Annotated in this window: 16 protein-coding genes; 9 read left to right on the top strand and 7 right to left on the bottom strand. The window is 45.6% G+C overall.

From position 1 onward, the window contains the following. Positions 1-78: 78 nt before the first annotated feature. From Y79_RS0106160 to Y79_RS0106130, 7 genes are all read left to right on the top strand, one after another. The gene (locus Y79_RS0106160) at positions 79-1,026 is read left to right on the top strand and encodes a daunorubicin resistance protein DrrA family ABC transporter ATP-binding protein (protein ID WP_016936902.1); all 948 of its coding nucleotides are present in this window, start codon (positions 79-81) and stop codon (positions 1,024-1,026) included. Further along, a complete protein-coding gene (locus Y79_RS0106155) occupies positions 1,023-2,210 on the top strand; it encodes an ABC transporter permease (RefSeq protein WP_016936901.1) in 1,188 nt (395 codons plus the stop codon). The genes Y79_RS0106160 and Y79_RS0106155 overlap by 4 nt, the downstream gene beginning before the upstream one ends. After that, positions 2,207-3,349 (top strand): ABC transporter permease, encoded by a 1,143-nt coding sequence (locus Y79_RS0106150; protein ID WP_016936900.1) that lies wholly within the window; start codon positions 2,207-2,209, stop codon positions 3,347-3,349. The genes Y79_RS0106155 and Y79_RS0106150 overlap by 4 nt, the downstream gene beginning before the upstream one ends. Positions 3,350-3,362: 13 nt before the next feature. After that, positions 3,363-3,542 carry a hypothetical protein gene (locus tag Y79_RS0106145; protein ID WP_016936899.1) on the top strand — a complete coding sequence of 60 codons (180 nt, stop codon included), beginning with the start codon at positions 3,363-3,365 and terminating at the stop codon, positions 3,540-3,542. A gap of 105 nt (positions 3,543-3,647) precedes the next feature. Next, positions 3,648-4,124, top strand: coding sequence for a DUF4879 domain-containing protein (locus tag Y79_RS0106140; RefSeq protein ID WP_016936898.1), 477 nt, complete (start codon positions 3,648-3,650; stop codon positions 4,122-4,124). Positions 4,125-4,204: 80 nt separating this feature from the next. Then, a complete protein-coding gene (locus tag Y79_RS0106135) occupies positions 4,205-4,453 on the top strand; it encodes a sigma-G-dependent sporulation-specific acid-soluble spore protein CsgA (protein WP_029575245.1) in 249 nt (82 codons plus the stop codon). 109 nt (positions 4,454-4,562) lie between these two features. Next, positions 4,563-5,261, top strand: a complete 699-nt coding sequence (locus Y79_RS0106130; RefSeq protein ID WP_016936896.1) for a YqeB family protein — start codon at positions 4,563-4,565, stop codon at positions 5,259-5,261. A gap of 43 nt (positions 5,262-5,304) precedes the next feature. On the opposite strand, the gene Y79_RS0106125 is transcribed toward Y79_RS0106130, so the two are convergent. Further along, entirely contained in the window at positions 5,305-5,565 is a 261-nt protein-coding gene (locus tag Y79_RS0106125; RefSeq protein ID WP_016936895.1) for a hypothetical protein, read from the bottom strand. Between the two features lie 185 nt (positions 5,566-5,750). Here Y79_RS0106125 and Y79_RS0106120 point away from each other — a divergent pair, with 185 nt between their 5' ends. Beyond that, positions 5,751-7,370 (top strand): APC family permease, encoded by a 1,620-nt coding sequence (locus Y79_RS0106120; RefSeq protein ID WP_016936894.1) that lies wholly within the window; start codon positions 5,751-5,753, stop codon positions 7,368-7,370. 95 nt (positions 7,371-7,465) lie between these two features. On the opposite strand, the gene Y79_RS0106115 is transcribed toward Y79_RS0106120, so the two are convergent. Beyond that, on the bottom strand, positions 7,466-8,353 hold the full coding sequence (locus tag Y79_RS0106115; protein ID WP_016936893.1) for a glycerophosphodiester phosphodiesterase: 888 nt from the start codon (positions 8,351-8,353) through the stop codon (positions 7,466-7,468). 96 nt (positions 8,354-8,449) lie between these two features. Next, positions 8,450-9,784 carry a glycerol-3-phosphate transporter gene (glpT, locus tag Y79_RS0106110; RefSeq protein ID WP_016936892.1) on the bottom strand — a complete coding sequence of 445 codons (1,335 nt, stop codon included), beginning with the start codon at positions 9,782-9,784 and terminating at the stop codon, positions 8,450-8,452. Positions 9,785-10,119: 335 nt separating this feature from the next. Between glpT and Y79_RS0106105 the strand changes: the two genes are divergently transcribed. Beyond that, positions 10,120-10,362 carry a DUF2651 family protein gene (locus Y79_RS0106105; RefSeq protein WP_016936891.1) on the top strand — a complete coding sequence of 81 codons (243 nt, stop codon included), beginning with the start codon at positions 10,120-10,122 and terminating at the stop codon, positions 10,360-10,362. Positions 10,363-10,416: 54 nt separating this feature from the next. Here Y79_RS0106105 and hpaB read toward each other — a convergent pair whose 3' ends face one another. The 4 genes from hpaB to Y79_RS0106085 form a co-directional block, all read right to left on the bottom strand. Beyond that, the gene (hpaB, locus tag Y79_RS0106100) at positions 10,417-11,862 is read right to left on the bottom strand and encodes a 4-hydroxyphenylacetate 3-monooxygenase, oxygenase component (protein ID WP_016936890.1); all 1,446 of its coding nucleotides are present in this window, start codon (positions 11,860-11,862) and stop codon (positions 10,417-10,419) included. 150 nt (positions 11,863-12,012) lie between these two features. Beyond that, entirely contained in the window at positions 12,013-12,438 is a 426-nt protein-coding gene (locus Y79_RS0106095; protein WP_016936889.1) for a hypothetical protein, read from the bottom strand. A 72-nt stretch (positions 12,439-12,510) separates the two neighbouring features. Continuing rightward, on the bottom strand, positions 12,511-14,685 hold the full coding sequence (locus tag Y79_RS0106090; RefSeq protein WP_016936888.1) for a glycoside hydrolase domain-containing protein: 2,175 nt from the start codon (positions 14,683-14,685) through the stop codon (positions 12,511-12,513). Positions 14,686-14,785: 100 nt separating this feature from the next. After that, a complete protein-coding gene (locus Y79_RS0106085) occupies positions 14,786-15,787 on the bottom strand; it encodes an ADP-ribosylglycohydrolase family protein (protein WP_016936887.1) in 1,002 nt (333 codons plus the stop codon). Positions 15,788-15,894: the final 107 nt, after the last annotated feature.

The following is a 15,894-nucleotide window of genomic DNA, read 5'->3' as shown; positions in this document are numbered from 1 at the left end:
CGAGTACGAAAGTGAATAGAAAACAAGGATCGCCAAGAGTAGAATAAGTGCAGACATGACACAAGGAGTGCTGCACGAATGCTTGAATTAACCGATTTGACAAAGAAGTACGGCGATTTTACCGCTGTCAATCATATATCGCTGCGCGTCGAAAAAGGAGAGATATTCGGTCTGCTGGGACCAAACGGCGCCGGTAAATCAACAACGGTGTCAATGATCAGCACCGTGCTCTCACCGACTGATGGAACCATTTGCATTAATGGAATGTCATTACAAAAACAGCCAGCGGCCATAAAAAAAGTGATGGGTATCGTCCCGCAGGAAATAGCCTTGTATCAAGCGCTAAGCGCAAAGGATAATTTGGCTTTTTTCGGGAGCCTGTACGGACTTTCCGGTAAGGAGCTCGATAAGCGGATCGATGAAGTGCTGGACATCATCGAATTAAAGGAACAGCGAAATCAAAGGGTGTCTGAATTTTCAGGCGGTATGAAGAGACGGGTGAATATCGGTGCTGCTCTGATGAACGAACCGAAACTATTCATTTTAGATGAACCGACCGTCGGAATTGATCCGCAATCCAGACACCATATTCTTGAAACCGTTAAGACGTTAAATCAAGAAAAAGGAATGACCGTCATCTACACGAGCCATTACATGGAAGAGGTCGAATATCTATGTGAAAGAGCGGCGATCATGGACCGCGGCTCAATCATTGCCTGCGGAACGAAAGACGAATTGAAACAGTCAGCGGGAGCCTCCGATACCCTGATCGTGAATGCAGAGGGTCTGAATGATGATGCCGTACAAAAAATCCGCCGCATTCCCGGTGTTTCCGAAGCCGCCGTCAGCCATCAGACCATTTCGATGCTCGTTTCCGCGGCAGAGCGGAATATCCTTGATATCGCGGATGATATCAGAAGAACCGGTATCACCATTAAGGGCATTCATTTCGAGGAAGCCAATCTGGAAAGCATTTTCCTCCGGCTTACCGGCAAAACGCTGCGGGATTCACAGGGGGCGTCATGAAAACATTGCTCAGGCTGACTTTATTAGATTTTCGGTTAATGGCCGGAGAAAAGTCTTTCTATATAAAACTGATTCTGTTTCCGGCGCTGATGATTTTTATTTTAGGAACGGTTTTTCACGGCGATTCGAAAGCGAAGTCATTTAAAATCGCGTTTTATAATGCGGATCACGCGGAGAGTGCTTTGGGAGACATATTAAAGAATGACGTTCTGAAACAAAATGATCTCATCCGTGTAAAAGACATAAGCGGTTATCAAGCAGGGAAACAGCTTGTCGAAAGCGGCAAAGTTTCGGTTTTTGTATACGTGCCGAAAGGCTTTGCAGAAGCGGCGGAACACAATGAAAAAACAAATATCAACGTCATTTCAGACCAACAAGGCTCTGTAAACGGAGACATTGTTGAGATGATGGCCGATTCGTTTGTCACCAGAGTAAAGATGAAAAACAGCGAAGAAAAAACGGTGCTGAAACAGTCGGGACATCTGTCAAAGGAGGAAGTCGGCAGCATAATGAGCGGAATTTCCGCTGAGCGCGGACAGGCTGTGGCCATTCCGAAACAGTCCGCCGGACATCATGCGGCTCCGATTGATGCGATGCAGTATTATTCAATCGCGATGGTCGTCATGTTCTCTATCATGACCGCTTTTGCGCTCATTCACGACATAGTGGAAGAAAGGCAGCAGCACACATTCTTCAGAATCAAATCAATGCCTGTATTACATATCCAGTACGTGGCTGGAAAGCTTTTGGGGATCATGTTTGCCATCCTTATACAAATGGCTGCCGTCATCATCGCAAGCAGCATCTTGTACCATGTGAAATGGGGCAATTTGTTTGAAATATTGCTGGTGACGATCGTTTATTCATTTGCGATCGGCAGTATCGTGCTTCTTTGGGGGTTTACTGCAAAAAACCACGAGACCGTCTCAAGTATGGCGGCTCCTATTCTGTATGGCTTCAGTTTTTTAGGCGGAAGTTTTATTGCAAAAGACAGCCTGCCTGCCGGTTTGAAAATCGTGCAGGAGCTGATACCGAACGGCAAAGCGATCAACAGCTACGTAAGTGTCACGCAGCATGCCGGCCTGAGCGGTATTTTGGCGGATTTGGCAGAGCTTTTCGCTATCGGCGCCGTTTTTTTATGTTTGACCATATGGGTGTTTAAGCGGAAGGAGGCTGTTTCATGACGCAGCTGTTATTCATGATCAGACATCAGCTGAAACTGATGTTACAGAATCGGGTTGCGATCTTTGCGACCATTTCCGTCCCGCTCCTTCTGACTTATCTCTTTTCCTTTTCTGCCGATGACAGTCAGCAGAAGGAAGTCTATGTGGCTGATAAGGATCAGAGCGTCTTTTCAGCACAATTGATGAACATGATTCAGACAGCCGGCCATGTAAAAGTCACGAAGGTCACGGAGGACGTTTTAAAAACAAAGGTCAATCATCAGGATATTTCCTTCGGGTTGCTGATCGGATCTCATTTTGAAGAGACATTATTTTCCGGAGATGAATTGAACGTTTCATTCATTCAGAATGAAGAAAAGGGTGATGCTGTTTTGACAGAGCGGCTGATTGCGCAGCAGGCGGGCACGCTGAAAAAGATCGTCCGCGATGCGGCAGTGATGTCCCGCACGCTGCACACTGACACTAAGCAGGCGGCGGCTGACCTGTTGAAGGATATCCAAAGCCATTCTGCCGTAACCGTTGACCGCCAGCACATTTATGCAGGCGGTCAAGCGGCTGACAGGCTTATCGGATTTTTAGTGATGTTTATCTGGTTCGTTGCGGTTCAAAGCTTGCGATCATTTATAGACGAAAAAGAAAATCATACATATGCCAGATTGCTGAGCACGCCCGTGTCCTATACGGCATATGCAATCTCTAAGTTTGCGGCGGCGTATCTTTTCGGACTTCTCCATATTATAGTGATTCTCGGTGCCGGAACATTCATGCTGCATATCCGTTTTGCCGATCACGTTCTTGCTACGGGAGCGATGCTTGCGGCCTGTGTATTTGCGCTGACTGCTGTAACGATGGCGGTGATCCCGTTTATGAAGAGCCAAAAGCAATTCACATCGCTTGCTTCTGTTTTTATCGCTGTTACGGGTTTATTGGGAGGGGCTTTCTTCACTTTAGATGCGGCTCCGGAGTATATGCGGACGCTGTCGTTGTTTACCCCTGAAAAATGGGTGATCGGCGCATTTCAAAACAATGGCGGAGACAGCGCGCAGATTGCACCCTTGAGCCTGTTTCTTGCCGCCGGCGCAGCGGCACTGGCCTTATCACTCTGTTTGATAAACCGCAATATGAAAAAACACAGTTAGGAGGATGGCTGCTTTGTATATGGCAGAAATCATCGGAATCATAGAATTGCTTGCTGGAGCCGCAATGAACGTCTGGATCGGCTGGCTCGGAAAAACCTTTTTCGGTAAAGATGACAGAAGTTCAAGAGTCGTGTTAAGAATCTGCGGCATCTTTCTGATCATCAATGGTGTTTCCAGAGCGTTTCATATCTAGTTCACAAAGTTTTCCAGACTCTTTTTTGGAATGTAATCTTTTTCCTTTGGAATCATGTAAAATAGAATAGAGTTCTATGAAAATATGACAAGAGGAGGAAGAAACATGAAAAAGAGAATCTTGATGTTATTCGCCGCGGCTGCCGCTGTATTGATGCTTGTAAGCGGGTTGTGGATGCCGTCAGCGTCTGCGGCGCCTGCTCCTGCTTTAACACAAATCCGTATTATCGGTGTGACGTCTGACGGACAGAATTATCAATGGGAGAATATTGGCCCGAACCAAATCAGCGCATCAAAACCGATGAAGGGTACAACGGGTTATTTAGCCGTATATTTCCAAGGGTATCCGAACAATAACACAATTCAGGCGTTTAACAACGGAACGAATATTACAAATCTCACGGCAAAAGCGCTGGAAGATGAATATACGAAAAGCGGCAATATCATTACAGGCTACATTAAATATTACAGCGTTCCTCTTTCTTACGTCAGTTCAGGAACGTTCTCTTTCTCTGCAACGGGGCTGAATGGGCCGTACACACCGTTAAGCAGCGGATTTTTCTCCATTCAGGTACAGAGTTAAAACAGCCGCCCCGTGCTTTCATGTATAGTTTTTCTCTCTTTCCGGGAAGCTATTCCTAAAGAAAAGGGAGGGCTTACATGATGGACACGACACTCGGGTATTTGCGCGAGTCGCTTTCGAACCACTTGGAGCATGATGTTTGCCGCGGGATTTATAAAAAGCTGCAGGTGAAGCATTATGCAAATGAGGGCGAGTTCGTGAAGGATCTTAATGATCTGGAAATGGATGCGCTGAATCAGGTGCTTGAGAAGGAGATCAAATATGCTGAGAACGAGCAGGATGAGAAGCGTACAATGGAATTGAATGAAGTGTATGAACTGCTGTTTTAAAAAGCCTCCCGGCGGCCGGGAGGCTTTTTATTGTTCCGGAAACAGTTTACAGAATCATCCAACCCTTTGTATAATGGATTGCTGTAACAAATACAAATGGAGGAGAAAAATGAACGAAACAAAAAAACAGACGGTTCTTGAGTTGTCATCGGCTGAGAAAGCTTTGGTTTTCCTTGTGCCGCCATTATTGGGTCTGGTCATCGGCTGGTTTCTGCCGGTCATTGCGAAATGGGCCGTTACATTGGATTGGCTGCCTTTTCACGGGCCGCTGGAAATCATCGCATCTTTTCACGGATGGAAGGCTGCGGCAGCAACCGCCGTTATCGGCTTAATTGGGGGAGTGTGGCTGACGCGGGCGGCTTTTAAAGAAAGTCTTGTGGCAGTCGTGACGGATAGTGAGGTGTCCTTAACCATACATAATAAAGAAAGCGTGTTTTCGAAAGACAGCATTTCCGGTGTGTTTACGGATGGGAAGTATCTGGTCTTATTGGGGACTGAAGGGCAGGAGCTTTTTCGGGAAAAGATTGAGCCGGCGGTTGAAAAAGCGGCTGATGCGTTTCGCGCGCATGGGTATGTCTGGCTGGGGACAGAAGATCCTTTTAAAGAAGAATACAAACGGTGGGTGCCGGACATGCCGGATTTGGAGCCTGGGGCAAACGCTCTCTTAAAAGCGAGGGAAAAGGCGCTGAAGCAGGATGAAACCGAAGATGCAAAAGAACTGAAAGCGGAAATATCCAAACTGGGCATTACCGTGCGGGATCAAGGGTCGCGCCAATATTGGCGGATCTATAAAAAGCCGTCTGCATAAAAAAGCTGCCGCCGTTTATACGGCCGGGCAGCATGGGAACAGATTATTTCTTCTTGTCATCGTAGTATTGAACCGGATACATGGAGCCTTCGGATACCATTTTGTTATCTTCAATATCTTCGGGGTGCGGGTTGCCTGCTTTGTGGACGGGAAATGATTCAATATCGTGCTTCCCTGAAAGCGATGTTTTCATATTGCGGATAAAGTCCTTCACCTTTTGGCGGTTTGATTTATCTTTGAGCAGGTAGGAAGTTACTCCGACAGTCGACACGGCAAGTCCTGAAATGAGCAGTTTTTGTTTCATGATAAAAACTCCTTTCTATTTCTGGCTTGCAGTAGTTATTCCCGCTTGACGGCTGTTTAAACATCAAAGGGTAATTTTTGGATTCCTGCTTTAATGCGATAAAGATTGACAAAACTATTTTCAGAATAATATTATAAATATATGATAGCGCTGGAGTCATATTTTAATTGAAAGGTGTTAACTTTATGAATCAATTACATCGCAGAATGGGAACGTTTGCACTCATGATGGTCGGACTTGGGTCAATGATTGGCTCTGGCTGGTTATTCGGGGCATGGCGGGCGGCTCAGATTGCGGGACCTGCCGCAATTATTTCCTGGATTATCGGTATGATCGTTATTTTGTTTATCGCACTTTCTTACAGTGAATTAGGTTCAATGTTCCCGGAAGCCGGGGGAATGGTAAAATATACTCAATATTCTCATGGATCATTTATTGGATTTATCGCAGGATGGGCAAACTGGATTGCGATTGTTTCCGTTATTCCGGTGGAAGCGGTCGCGTCCGTTCAATATATGAGCTCATGGCCGTGGGAGTGGGCGAAATGGACAGGCAATCTCGTTCACAACGGCACACTTACGGGAGAGGGTCTCGGCTTTGCGTCCGTATTGCTGATTATTTACTTTTTACTGAATTATTGGACAGTTAACTTATTTTCAAAAGCGAACTCATTGATTACCATCTTTAAAATCATTATTCCGGGGCTGACAATCGGAGCGCTGCTGTTTACCGGTTTTCACGGCGGAAATTTCACATCCGGGTCAAGCATTGCGCCGAATGGCTGGGCGAGCGTGCTGACAGCAGTGGCCACATCAGGTATCGTCTTTGCGTTTAACGGGTTTCAAAGCCCGATTAACATGGCCGGAGAAGCAAAAAATCCCGGTAAATCGATTCCGATTGCGGTTGTCGGTTCGCTGTTGGTCGCAACTGTCATTTACGTCCTGCTGCAAATCGCGTTTATCGGTGCGGTTGAACCTTCTATGATCGTTCACGGCTGGAGTCACCTGAACTTTAACTCTCCATTTGCCGATTTGGCGATCGCCTTGAATATCAACTGGCTTGTCATTATTCTTTATGCGGATGCGTTCGTATCTCCGTCAGGAACCGGTATCACTTATACCGCTACGACGTCTCGCATGATTTACGGCATGGAAAAAAATAAATATATGCCGAGCATTTTCGGAAAGCTTCATCCGCTGTACGGCGTGCCGCGCCAAGCGATGATTTTTAACCTGATCGTATCGTTTATCTTTCTGTTTTTATTCAGAGGATGGGGCGTGCTTGCTGAAATCATTTCCGTTGCGACACTGATTTCTTATATCACGGGTCCTGTGACGGTGATGACGCTGCGGCGGACGGCGGCGGATTTGTACAGGCCTCTCCGTCTGAAAGGCCTCAGCATGGTTGCTCCGCTCGGCTTCGTGTTCGCGTCTCTCGTGCTGTATTGGGCGCGCTGGCCGCTAACGGGGCAGGTGCTGTTTATCATTTTGATCGGTCTGCCGATTTACTTCTACTACCAAGCGAAAGCGAAGTGGAAAGGATTCCGCAGAAACTTTAAAGGCGGCGTCTGGATGGTTGTCTATCTGCTCAGCATGATGACCATTTCATGGCTCGGAAGTGAAAAATTCGGCGGTCTGAACATCATTCCGTACGGCTGGGATATGGGGCTGATCGCAATCGTTGCCCTTGTCTTCTATGCGTGGGCGCTGAAGAGCGGATTCAAGACTGAGTATTTGAAAGACGCCAAAGCAATCAACGATCAATTAAAAGGCGGACAGGCCGAAGCCGCTGCCGGAAAAGAATAACGATTGATACAACCCTTGCGGTACATTTCCCGCAAGGGTTTTTTGATCGCGCAAAAAAACATGGGTTCGGCATCATCTCCGAACCCATGCTGGCTTTATGATTTGTATTCTTTTTTGACCTTTTGGAATATATCCGCATAGTTGGTGAACACACCGGTTACGCCCCAATCCAGCAGGCGGCGCATGTCCGCTTCGCTGTTTACGGTATAAGGGTGGAGCAAAAGGCCGTGGCTGCGTATGTTCCGGACGTTTTGAGCGTTCAGCGCTTTGTAATCCGGCCCGATTCCGACGGCATAGGTTTTGATGTCCGCTAAATCAGCGTCAGTCATTGACGTCATCTGATCCGCTTCAAGCAATTGGACGGCGGGAAGTTTCGGATCGAGCTTTTTGATTTTCAAAAGGCTGTCCCTGCTGAAAGACTGAATGATCACTTGTCCAAGTTTCGCATGCTTACCTGCCAATTTGTATTTTTTCAGTGAAGCGATCAGTTTCTCTTCCATACCCGGATACGTTTCAGGCGCCTTCGTTTCAATATAATAATTTGCGTGTCTGCCGAACCGTTTTAACACGTCATCAAGTGTGGGAACGTGAAGTCCGGCGTATTGCGGTTTAGCTTTTTCCGGATAGGCTTTATTGAACCAAGAGCCGGCGTCGAGCTTTTGAATCTCGGCTGATGTATGATCCTTCACCCAGCCGTGTCCGTTTGTGGTGCGGTCCAGTTTTTCATCATGCATGACGATCAGCTTGCCGTCTTTTGTCATTTGTAAATCCAATTCAATATAGTCTGCCTTCATTTTTTGCGCAGTTTCATAAGAAAGGATCGTGTGCTCCGGGACATACCCCGAAGCACCGCGATGGGCAATGGTTAACATTCTGTCAGGAGACAAGAGGTTTCCTTTTCCCGCCGCCGATACAGGCGTGACGATGAATGACAATAAACCGAATGAAAGCAATACCAAAGCAAACAACTTATGTTTCCGCATGTTTTCTTCCCCCTTAATAAATCAATATCTGTCTCTAGCGTAGAAAATCGTTGTAAATTCTGTACTGCAAAAATATTAATCTTTTATGTTGTTTTCTTATACATGCTCCGCCCGCTTGCCGGTATTCCACGTCATAGCCAAGAAGACGATGGACAGCGCGCATGAGGTGACAAGCATGATAAAGCCTCCGTTCCAGTCAAAGCGGTCTACAACATAACCCATGATGGCGTTGGCAAAAGCCGAGCCTCCGATGTAGCCGAAAAACCCGGTTAAGCCGGCTGCCGTTCCCGCCGCTTTTTTAGGCGCAAGGTCAATGGCCTGAAGCCCGATCAGCATGACAGGTCCATAGATTAAGAACCCGATGCTGATCAGCGCGATATTGTCGATGAGCGGATGACCGGCAGGGTTAAGCCAGTAGACCAATACAGCGATAAATACACCGGCCATGAACAGTACGCCAGCTGGCGCGCGGCGGCTTTTGAAAAACCGGTCGCTGATCCAGCCGCACAAAATCGTGCCCGGAATTCCCGCATATTCGTAAAGGAAATAAGACCATCTGGAGTCTTCAGGAGAGAATCCTTTCGCTTCCGTCAAATAAGTCGGCGCCCAGTCAACGACTCCGTACCGTACGAAATAAACAAACACATTGGCAAATGCGATATACCACAGAAATTTATTATTCAGCACGTATTTAAAAAGAATTTCTTTGGTCGTCATTTCTTTTTCCTGGTCTTTAAACGCATGTTTCGGATAGTCATTCCGGTATTCTTCAATCGGCGGCAGCCCGCAGGATTGCGGCGTGTCACGAACGAGAAGAACGATGACAAATGAAATGACAATGGCGATAATAGCCGGAAAGAAAAACACGCTTTTCCAAGTAACAAACATGGCGATGCCGAGAGTCACGAGCGGGGCGAGAATACCTCCGCCGATGTTATGGGCGACATTCCATATCGACATTTTCGTGCCGCGTTCACTGATGGAAAACCAATGAGCCATCGTCCGTCCGCAAGGCGGCCAGCCCATCCCTTGAAACCACCCGTTAATAAACATAAAAATAAACATAATCGTCACGCTTGACGTGACCCATGGCATGGAAACAAATAAAATATTTACGACACCTGACAAAAACAGACCCGTTGCAAGGAAATATCTCGGGTTGCAGCGGTCAGACACCATCCCCATAATAAATTTGCTGAAGCCGTAAGCGATTGATACGGCCGCAAGCACCAAGCCAAGTTCCCCTTTTGAAAACCCTTGCTCCTGAAAGTAAGGAATAGCGAAGGCAAAGTTTTTGCGGAGCAAATAATACCCGGCATACCCGATGAAAATCCCCAAAAATACTTGCAGCCTGAGCCGTTTATAGGCCGCATCCGTCTTTGAATCATCCAATCTCTCAATATGCGGAGCCGGCTTGAACAACTGAAACATCATATCCTCCCCTTTGCTGAACGTCTATCATGATGTATGTATGACTCCTTTCCTTAAAAATAACAAAAAGAACCAGAAATCACCCTTGTGTAAGGGCGGGTTTTTCTGGCTCTCCTCATCTCCATCCAAAAATCATTAACTTGTGTATGATAGCGCTTTCTTAAATTATCACAGTCTGCCATAAATGTAAACGCTTTAAGAAAAGTTTTCATTTTTTTGAATAAATCACCGAAGGGAATATCAGCGTGAGCGCGAAAGGATTTGAAGTACTTGTTTTTGTACTCAGGCATAAGATGTGGTAGGCCGATTTAAGAAAAGGGAAAGGAGTGCCTCTGTTGATTGATGAATTGGATTTTGCGTTCGGTGTTCTGCCGCTTTGTATTATCATCTTGTCAGTCGCCGGAACATATCTGTTTAAAAACGCGTTTATTATGCCGGCTGCCGCTTTGGCCGTTTGCCTTATATGCACTTTTACTGTATTGAATTTCTCGTTTATCGGATGGGCCGCTGTGTACACGCTTGTCTCTTTCGCGTTATCGCATATTACGATGGTGGTGATCAGTCAAAATAAAAAATAGGATCGGCGGCAGCCGATCCAGCTATGATAAGCAGAGATGAGGCTCTGCTTTGTTTTATTTATGAATGTTCAGGAAGTCCTTGATGACAGCGGTCTGTTCTTCTTTCGGATAGCTATTGTACAGATGGCTGGCCAAGCGGACGGGGTCACCGAAGAAGTACCGCTCATATTGTGTCTGTCTTGTTCCGAAGGGGCTCATGGTCAAATCCCATGCCAGACGGAAAACTTTCACCCGATCCTCAGCATTCAATTCGGTTGCCTGTAAATATTGGTCAAGGTCTCCTCTGATGTCTGAATGAAACGCTTTTTCAGTCGGCAAAGTCACCATTCCGCTTGCCCCGATCAGCTGAATGATCTCTGTGAAGCGCGGGTAGATGTCAGGGAAAATCGCGCTGACCACACGAAGCGGAGTGACACTCGGCCGCATATATCCCCATTCATCTGTTTCGGCATCATTCTCCGACTTTTCCAAAAGGGCTTTCATCGTTTCCAGACCGGTGATGATTTCAGCCATCTTAGCCTGAATATGCTGAAACTCGCTGACATCTATCGCATCGACAAGCGTTTGGGCGAGACCCAGGAGAAACTCCGTCTTTACAATTTGTCTCGTGATGACTTGGTGAAATGCGAAGGCGTTAAAAGAGCTTTTCATATTGAAATCATAAGCCGCCTCGTAATTATCATAAAAAAATACGCGTTCCCAAGGGACTAAAACGTTATCGAATACAACGATGGAATCCATTTCTTCATATCTTGAGCTGAGCGGATAATCAAATGATGATTTTCCCAGTACGAAAGATTCCCTGCAGATGAATTTTACGCCCTTTGTATTGGAAGGAATGGAAAAAGCGAACGCTTCATCTGATTCAAAATACATCTTAGGCAGGGAAACCACGAGCACTTCATCCGTCAGGCCGCCTTGTGTGGCCAAAATCCGGGCGCCGTGAATGACGAGGCCTTTTTCATTTTTTTCGACGACTTTTGCGGAGATCGGTGTTGGTGATACGTTTACATCCATTTGTGAACGATTCACCTGAGGGGTGATAAACGTGTGCGTAAAAGAAAGATCCTGTGTGACAGCCCGTTCGTACAGCGCCTGAACATGTTCCGGAAAACAATGCTCCCGGTCTTTCAAAAGCGCGGCAGAGGAGGCGAAGCTCATCAGGACAGTATTCATGTAATCCGGGCTTCGTCCCATCATTCCGTGCGTATGCCTGGCCCAATGCTCGAACATCTTTCTTCTTCTTTTAACGTCTTCTTTCGTTTTCGGCTGCAGGTATGAAAGCCCGGCCCGCTCTTTTTTACCGGGGAGACTGTATGTCATCTCGTCTTTCATGCCCGGTTTCGTTTGCAAATCATAAAGAGAGCGCTTCGTTTCCAGAAGGCCCTTAAATGCGGGATGTTCAGAAATGAGTCCCTCGATCTTTTCACCGTCAAGCCAAATCTCATTTTTAAGCTGGTTCAATCGGTCAATATACATTTTGCCATTAATGATACCCATCATGTAGCCCTTCTTTCTTTACAGATCCACTACCACATTATATTGAGAATGAAATTGGGTGTTCCGGTTATTTCCAGTGGGGAAGAGCCTTTTTTGGCAAGGGGGATGAAAGGATTGCATAATAAAAAACCCCTTAAGCGGAGGGGTTTCTTAACTGATCATGTCTTTGTATCTTTGTTCGAGGACGAAGTCTATCATTCCGGTAATACGGGTGTTTTCAGATTTTTGTCTGAAACGGTCAGACACTTGGATTTTCCTTGAAAACGGGAATACGGCAAAAATCCAAACAAGGCCGGCCAGACCAAAAACCATTTGCAGCGCCATTTCAATCAAATCATTAAAATGAGTGCTGAAAAAAAAGATATATAACGTGATGAAAGTGACTGTGCATACAATCTTGACTGTATGGTTGAAGGTGAGCTGCGGTTCAGTGAAACACATTTTCATTTGATTGAGTGTGAGCGAATCTTGTGTCGTTAAATATGTAAGCAGTTCTTTGTCATTTTGACTTCGCGGAAGCAAATCGCTTTCTATTTTTTGAACGGTTTCCTTGTATATCTGCATGTCAATCTTCATACGAATCCTCCTTAAAAAATAACTCCAAGAATACTCATTGAGCATTCCCGGAGCAAGGAGCTGCCTGTTCAATTATAGAAATAGTGATAAAACCGTGCTGAACAAGGCTGCAGCTCCCCCTAATTCAGGCGCTAAAACGACTAAAGCGCCGATACCTACAATAACAATAATTCCTGCGCCTGCAATGGCCATGGTATTCACGACAGAATCCCAATCCGGAGAGTAAACCTCTTCGGAATCCGGCAGTCTGAAGCTCTTTTGTTTTATTTTAAATGTAATGGTCGTTGTTAGTCCAGTTGTAGCACTGTCACCGACCGGAATATCAGGTGTATAGATTTTAAATTGAATATTCAGCGATCCCGCAGCCGGATTGACGTATACTTCTAAATAACCGTTGCGGACTGACAAGCTCAGACTGTTAAGCAGGTTTTGATAGGAATCAATTTGTGATGCTGTAAAAGAGACTTGTGAATCTCCCATCAGACCGGTAATATAAGCTCCCGGTTTGCCATTTGTAATGGTAACTGTGTTGGGAGAACCTTCACTCGGCACTGTTGCCAAAAGTGAAGTTGATAAAAGAATATCCATTTCAGGTGATGCATAAATGGTTTCAGTCTTGTCGAATTCAAACATGGCATTCGCAAGATTCGGTACATTTTCTAATGCGGGAATGGTCGTTAAAATGTCCGTCAGTGTACGCAGTCTTGCATCATACACAGGATCAGAAGGCGGATGGACGCTGCTTACACCTGAGTCTTTTCCGGAGTAACCGTCTTTGTCAATGGCGACTTTTCCCGCTCCGCTTCCGATCGTTCCTTCATAAAATTGATCAAAAGCCCAGTTTTTCGGCATCGGGTATCCGAGGTTGCCGCTGAATCCGGTCGACATGTTAGCTGTAAAGCTATATTTGGTCAGACCTGCTTCTGACGTCCGGATACAAATGTTTCTCGGTCCGTATACCCCGATTTCATATTTCGGCGCAGTTGAAAACGCCTGCATTTTCATAAAAGCTGACTTGATTTCTTGAAAGTAAGGGATGATTTTATCTGTGACTTCATAATCATACGCATCGAAATCGACAGCAAAGTAGATGGTTGTGCCTGACGGAAAACCTAATCTTCGGGCGGCTGATGCAGCGCTGTACGCATCTCTCGTTCCTTGATCTTTTACAAAATAAGAAGATTCATAGCCGCCGTCCTGATAAATCGGAAAAACGCTTAAGCCGGCATCGAAAATAGTGGAAAGCTCTTTTGACGTCAAGGCTTTCGATGTCAGTCCGCTGCTTGTCCGCACATTCCCGGTCAAATATCTTCCCACGATTTTATAGCCATTCTCACGTAAAGTTTTAGCGGTATCTGCCGTTATAATTGCAGCAGTGTCACAAGCCGAAGCAGCCCGCGTTGTGTCGCCTGAGCTTGATAATAAAGCTTTAATCGTCGGCATGTCCGCATAACCTGTTTGCGGCAGGCACATAAACTCTTGGAAAGCTTTCACTGCCGATACAACGCCGACGCCGTATTTTCCGTCGAATTCACCGGGGTCAAATGATTTCCCATTACAGTAAAGCGCGTATTGAACAATCAAAACAAAGCCTGTCCGTGAATCGCCGGGAGTCAGGGTAGGACATAAGCTGGTCGTTCCGTTCCCGAAAAATCCATTGGCGACGCTTGTGCTCATGCCTTCTTCTTTTTGGAGGGCATAAATGAGAGCCTTGTTTGTATCGCGGGCATATAAGCCGTCACAAGGCATCAAGCCGATGTAGTCATTGTAATCCCTGTTCAGGTTCTGCTGGATTTGGCGGATTTTTTTGTCGCCGCCCGCTACTAACCGAAAAGCGCTCATATCCAGCAAGGCTTTCATAATGAGTGCTGTGACGATGCCGTCTTGCTTAGTGAGCCCGGCCGCTTTTTGAAACTCTTTTACAGCGCTTTCGGTATTTTCATAGAAAACGCCAGAAAATCCGCCCGGGTTAAATCCTTTACACCATAGCGCCCCTTGCAGAATGTAATTCATGTTTGTCGGCTTAGAATCGGGAGCCTGCTTTTTCAACGGTTTAAATAATCTTTGTGTCGTCGGTCCGAAGTTATCGGCAGGTTCAGAAATACCAAGCTCGATTTGAAGCGCCCGTGTCAGACCGTAAATGGTATCCCAGCCTGTTTTTCCGTTTTCCGGCACTTTGTTGTACCCGTGTCTGCCTTTGTACGTCTCATTCAGCCATTGCTGTGTTTCCAGGACCATTTCGTCCATTGCAATCCCTCCATTACATGTAGTGTGCGTTCATTAATAGGTGGCAAACGTATGACGAGAAAAAAACAGATCGCCATCACGATCTGTTTTTTGCTTAAATCTATTGAGCCGCTCTCTTATAACAATATTGAAAAAATCTTTCACATAGGTCTAAAATATCTTGTTTTCTTGTCAGTTTATTAATCCACTCTTCTGGAATACTATTGATCTCATAGCACATGCCGGCTAACGTACCTGTAAGAAAAGCGATAGTATCTGTATCTCCTCCCAGGTTAACTGCTTCTAAGACTGCATCCCTATAGTTTGTATGTTTAAAGAAACACCACAATGCAGCCTCAAGAGAATGCACAACATAGCCGTCAGAGATAATATCTTCTTTTTTCGCATCTAAAATAGATTGATCAAACACGCGTCTGTAATGTACCAATTCATCTCTATATTTTATATCCTTGGATAGTTCTGACCTGCAGGTTCCTGTTGCTCGTTCAAATGCCCGAGCTGGAGTATTATTATTAAATAAATGGATGAGAAATTGTATATAAACAATACAGGCTAGTGTAGATCTTGGATGCGCATGTGTTAATTCCGCCCACCGTTCAATTTCCCTTTTTCTTGTCGTGAAGTCTTTCTCATTGCATAAGATAAAAACTAAAGGAGAAATGCGCATTAACGCGCCGTTGCCGTTATCAAACTCAGTGATTCCGCCGCATTGACGAACGTTTTTCTCTTTTAAAAAGCGCTCAATGGCTTCATCAGTTGTTCGACCGATATCAAACATATGGCCGTGCGGTGTCCAATAACCATCTTCCCGGTATGAGGTGAATTTTTCCATCAATTCAATTTCGCCATTTTCCTCAATTAAATTTTCTATCAAGCATAATGTCAATGATGAATCATCTGACCACGTCCCCGGGGGCTGATTGTAAGTACCGTATCCGGTCATGCCGTTTACTTCTAAATTCCTGTCCTTGAATTCCACGGGTACACCCAGTGCATCCCCGACAATACCTCCCAATATCGTTGGGAAAAGTTTCTCTTTTATAGATAAGCCTAGGTAAATACGATCATCGTCGTTCCATCTGTCTTTCATTTTTCTTCTCATTGGTTTGCACCTACTTTTTAAATAGATCTAATGCGAGAAGTAAGAGAATTTATTCACTTGTCATAAGCTTTTCCCAAAAATGTGTGCTGTTTTAGATTATCTAATTT

This window comes from Bacillus siamensis KCTC 13613, assembly GCF_000262045.1.
GTDB lineage: Bacteria > Bacillota > Bacilli > Bacillales > Bacillaceae > Bacillus > Bacillus siamensis.
The sequence above is the reverse complement of the archived record's forward strand: the minus strand, read 5'-3'. Positions and strand labels throughout refer to the sequence as shown.

Excerpts from the sequence above, each read along its gene's own strand:
- Y79_RS0106085 (WP_016936887.1), bottom strand. The coding sequence starts at position 15,787 with ATGAGAAGAAAAATGAAAGACAGATGGAACGACGATGATCGTATTTAC.
- hpaB (WP_016936890.1), bottom strand. The coding sequence starts at position 11,862 with ATGGGTATCATTAATGGCAAAATGTATATTGACCGATTGAACCAGCTT.
- Y79_RS0106150 (WP_016936900.1), top strand. The coding sequence starts at position 2,207 with ATGACGCAGCTGTTATTCATGATCAGACATCAGCTGAAACTGATGTTA.
- Y79_RS0106160 (WP_016936902.1), top strand. The coding sequence starts at position 79 with ATGCTTGAATTAACCGATTTGACAAAGAAGTACGGCGATTTTACCGCT.
- Y79_RS0106125 (WP_016936895.1), bottom strand. The coding sequence starts at position 5,565 with ATGAAACAAAAACTGCTCATTTCAGGACTTGCCGTGTCGACTGTCGGA.
- Y79_RS0106130 (WP_016936896.1), top strand. The coding sequence starts at position 4,563 with ATGAACGAAACAAAAAAACAGACGGTTCTTGAGTTGTCATCGGCTGAG.
- Y79_RS0106120 (WP_016936894.1), top strand. The coding sequence starts at position 5,751 with ATGAATCAATTACATCGCAGAATGGGAACGTTTGCACTCATGATGGTC.
- Y79_RS0106140 (WP_016936898.1), top strand. The coding sequence starts at position 3,648 with ATGAAAAAGAGAATCTTGATGTTATTCGCCGCGGCTGCCGCTGTATTG.
- Y79_RS0106095 (WP_016936889.1), bottom strand. The coding sequence starts at position 12,438 with ATGAAGATTGACATGCAGATATACAAGGAAACCGTTCAAAAAATAGAA.
- Y79_RS0106135 (WP_029575245.1), top strand. The coding sequence starts at position 4,205 with ATGGACACGACACTCGGGTATTTGCGCGAGTCGCTTTCGAACCACTTG.
- Y79_RS0106115 (WP_016936893.1), bottom strand. The coding sequence starts at position 8,353 with ATGCGGAAACATAAGTTGTTTGCTTTGGTATTGCTTTCATTCGGTTTA.
- Y79_RS0106090 (WP_016936888.1), bottom strand. The coding sequence starts at position 14,685 with ATGGACGAAATGGTCCTGGAAACACAGCAATGGCTGAATGAGACGTAC.
- glpT (WP_016936892.1), bottom strand. The coding sequence starts at position 9,784 with ATGTTTCAGTTGTTCAAGCCGGCTCCGCATATTGAGAGATTGGATGAT.
- Y79_RS0106155 (WP_016936901.1), top strand. The coding sequence starts at position 1,023 with ATGAAAACATTGCTCAGGCTGACTTTATTAGATTTTCGGTTAATGGCC.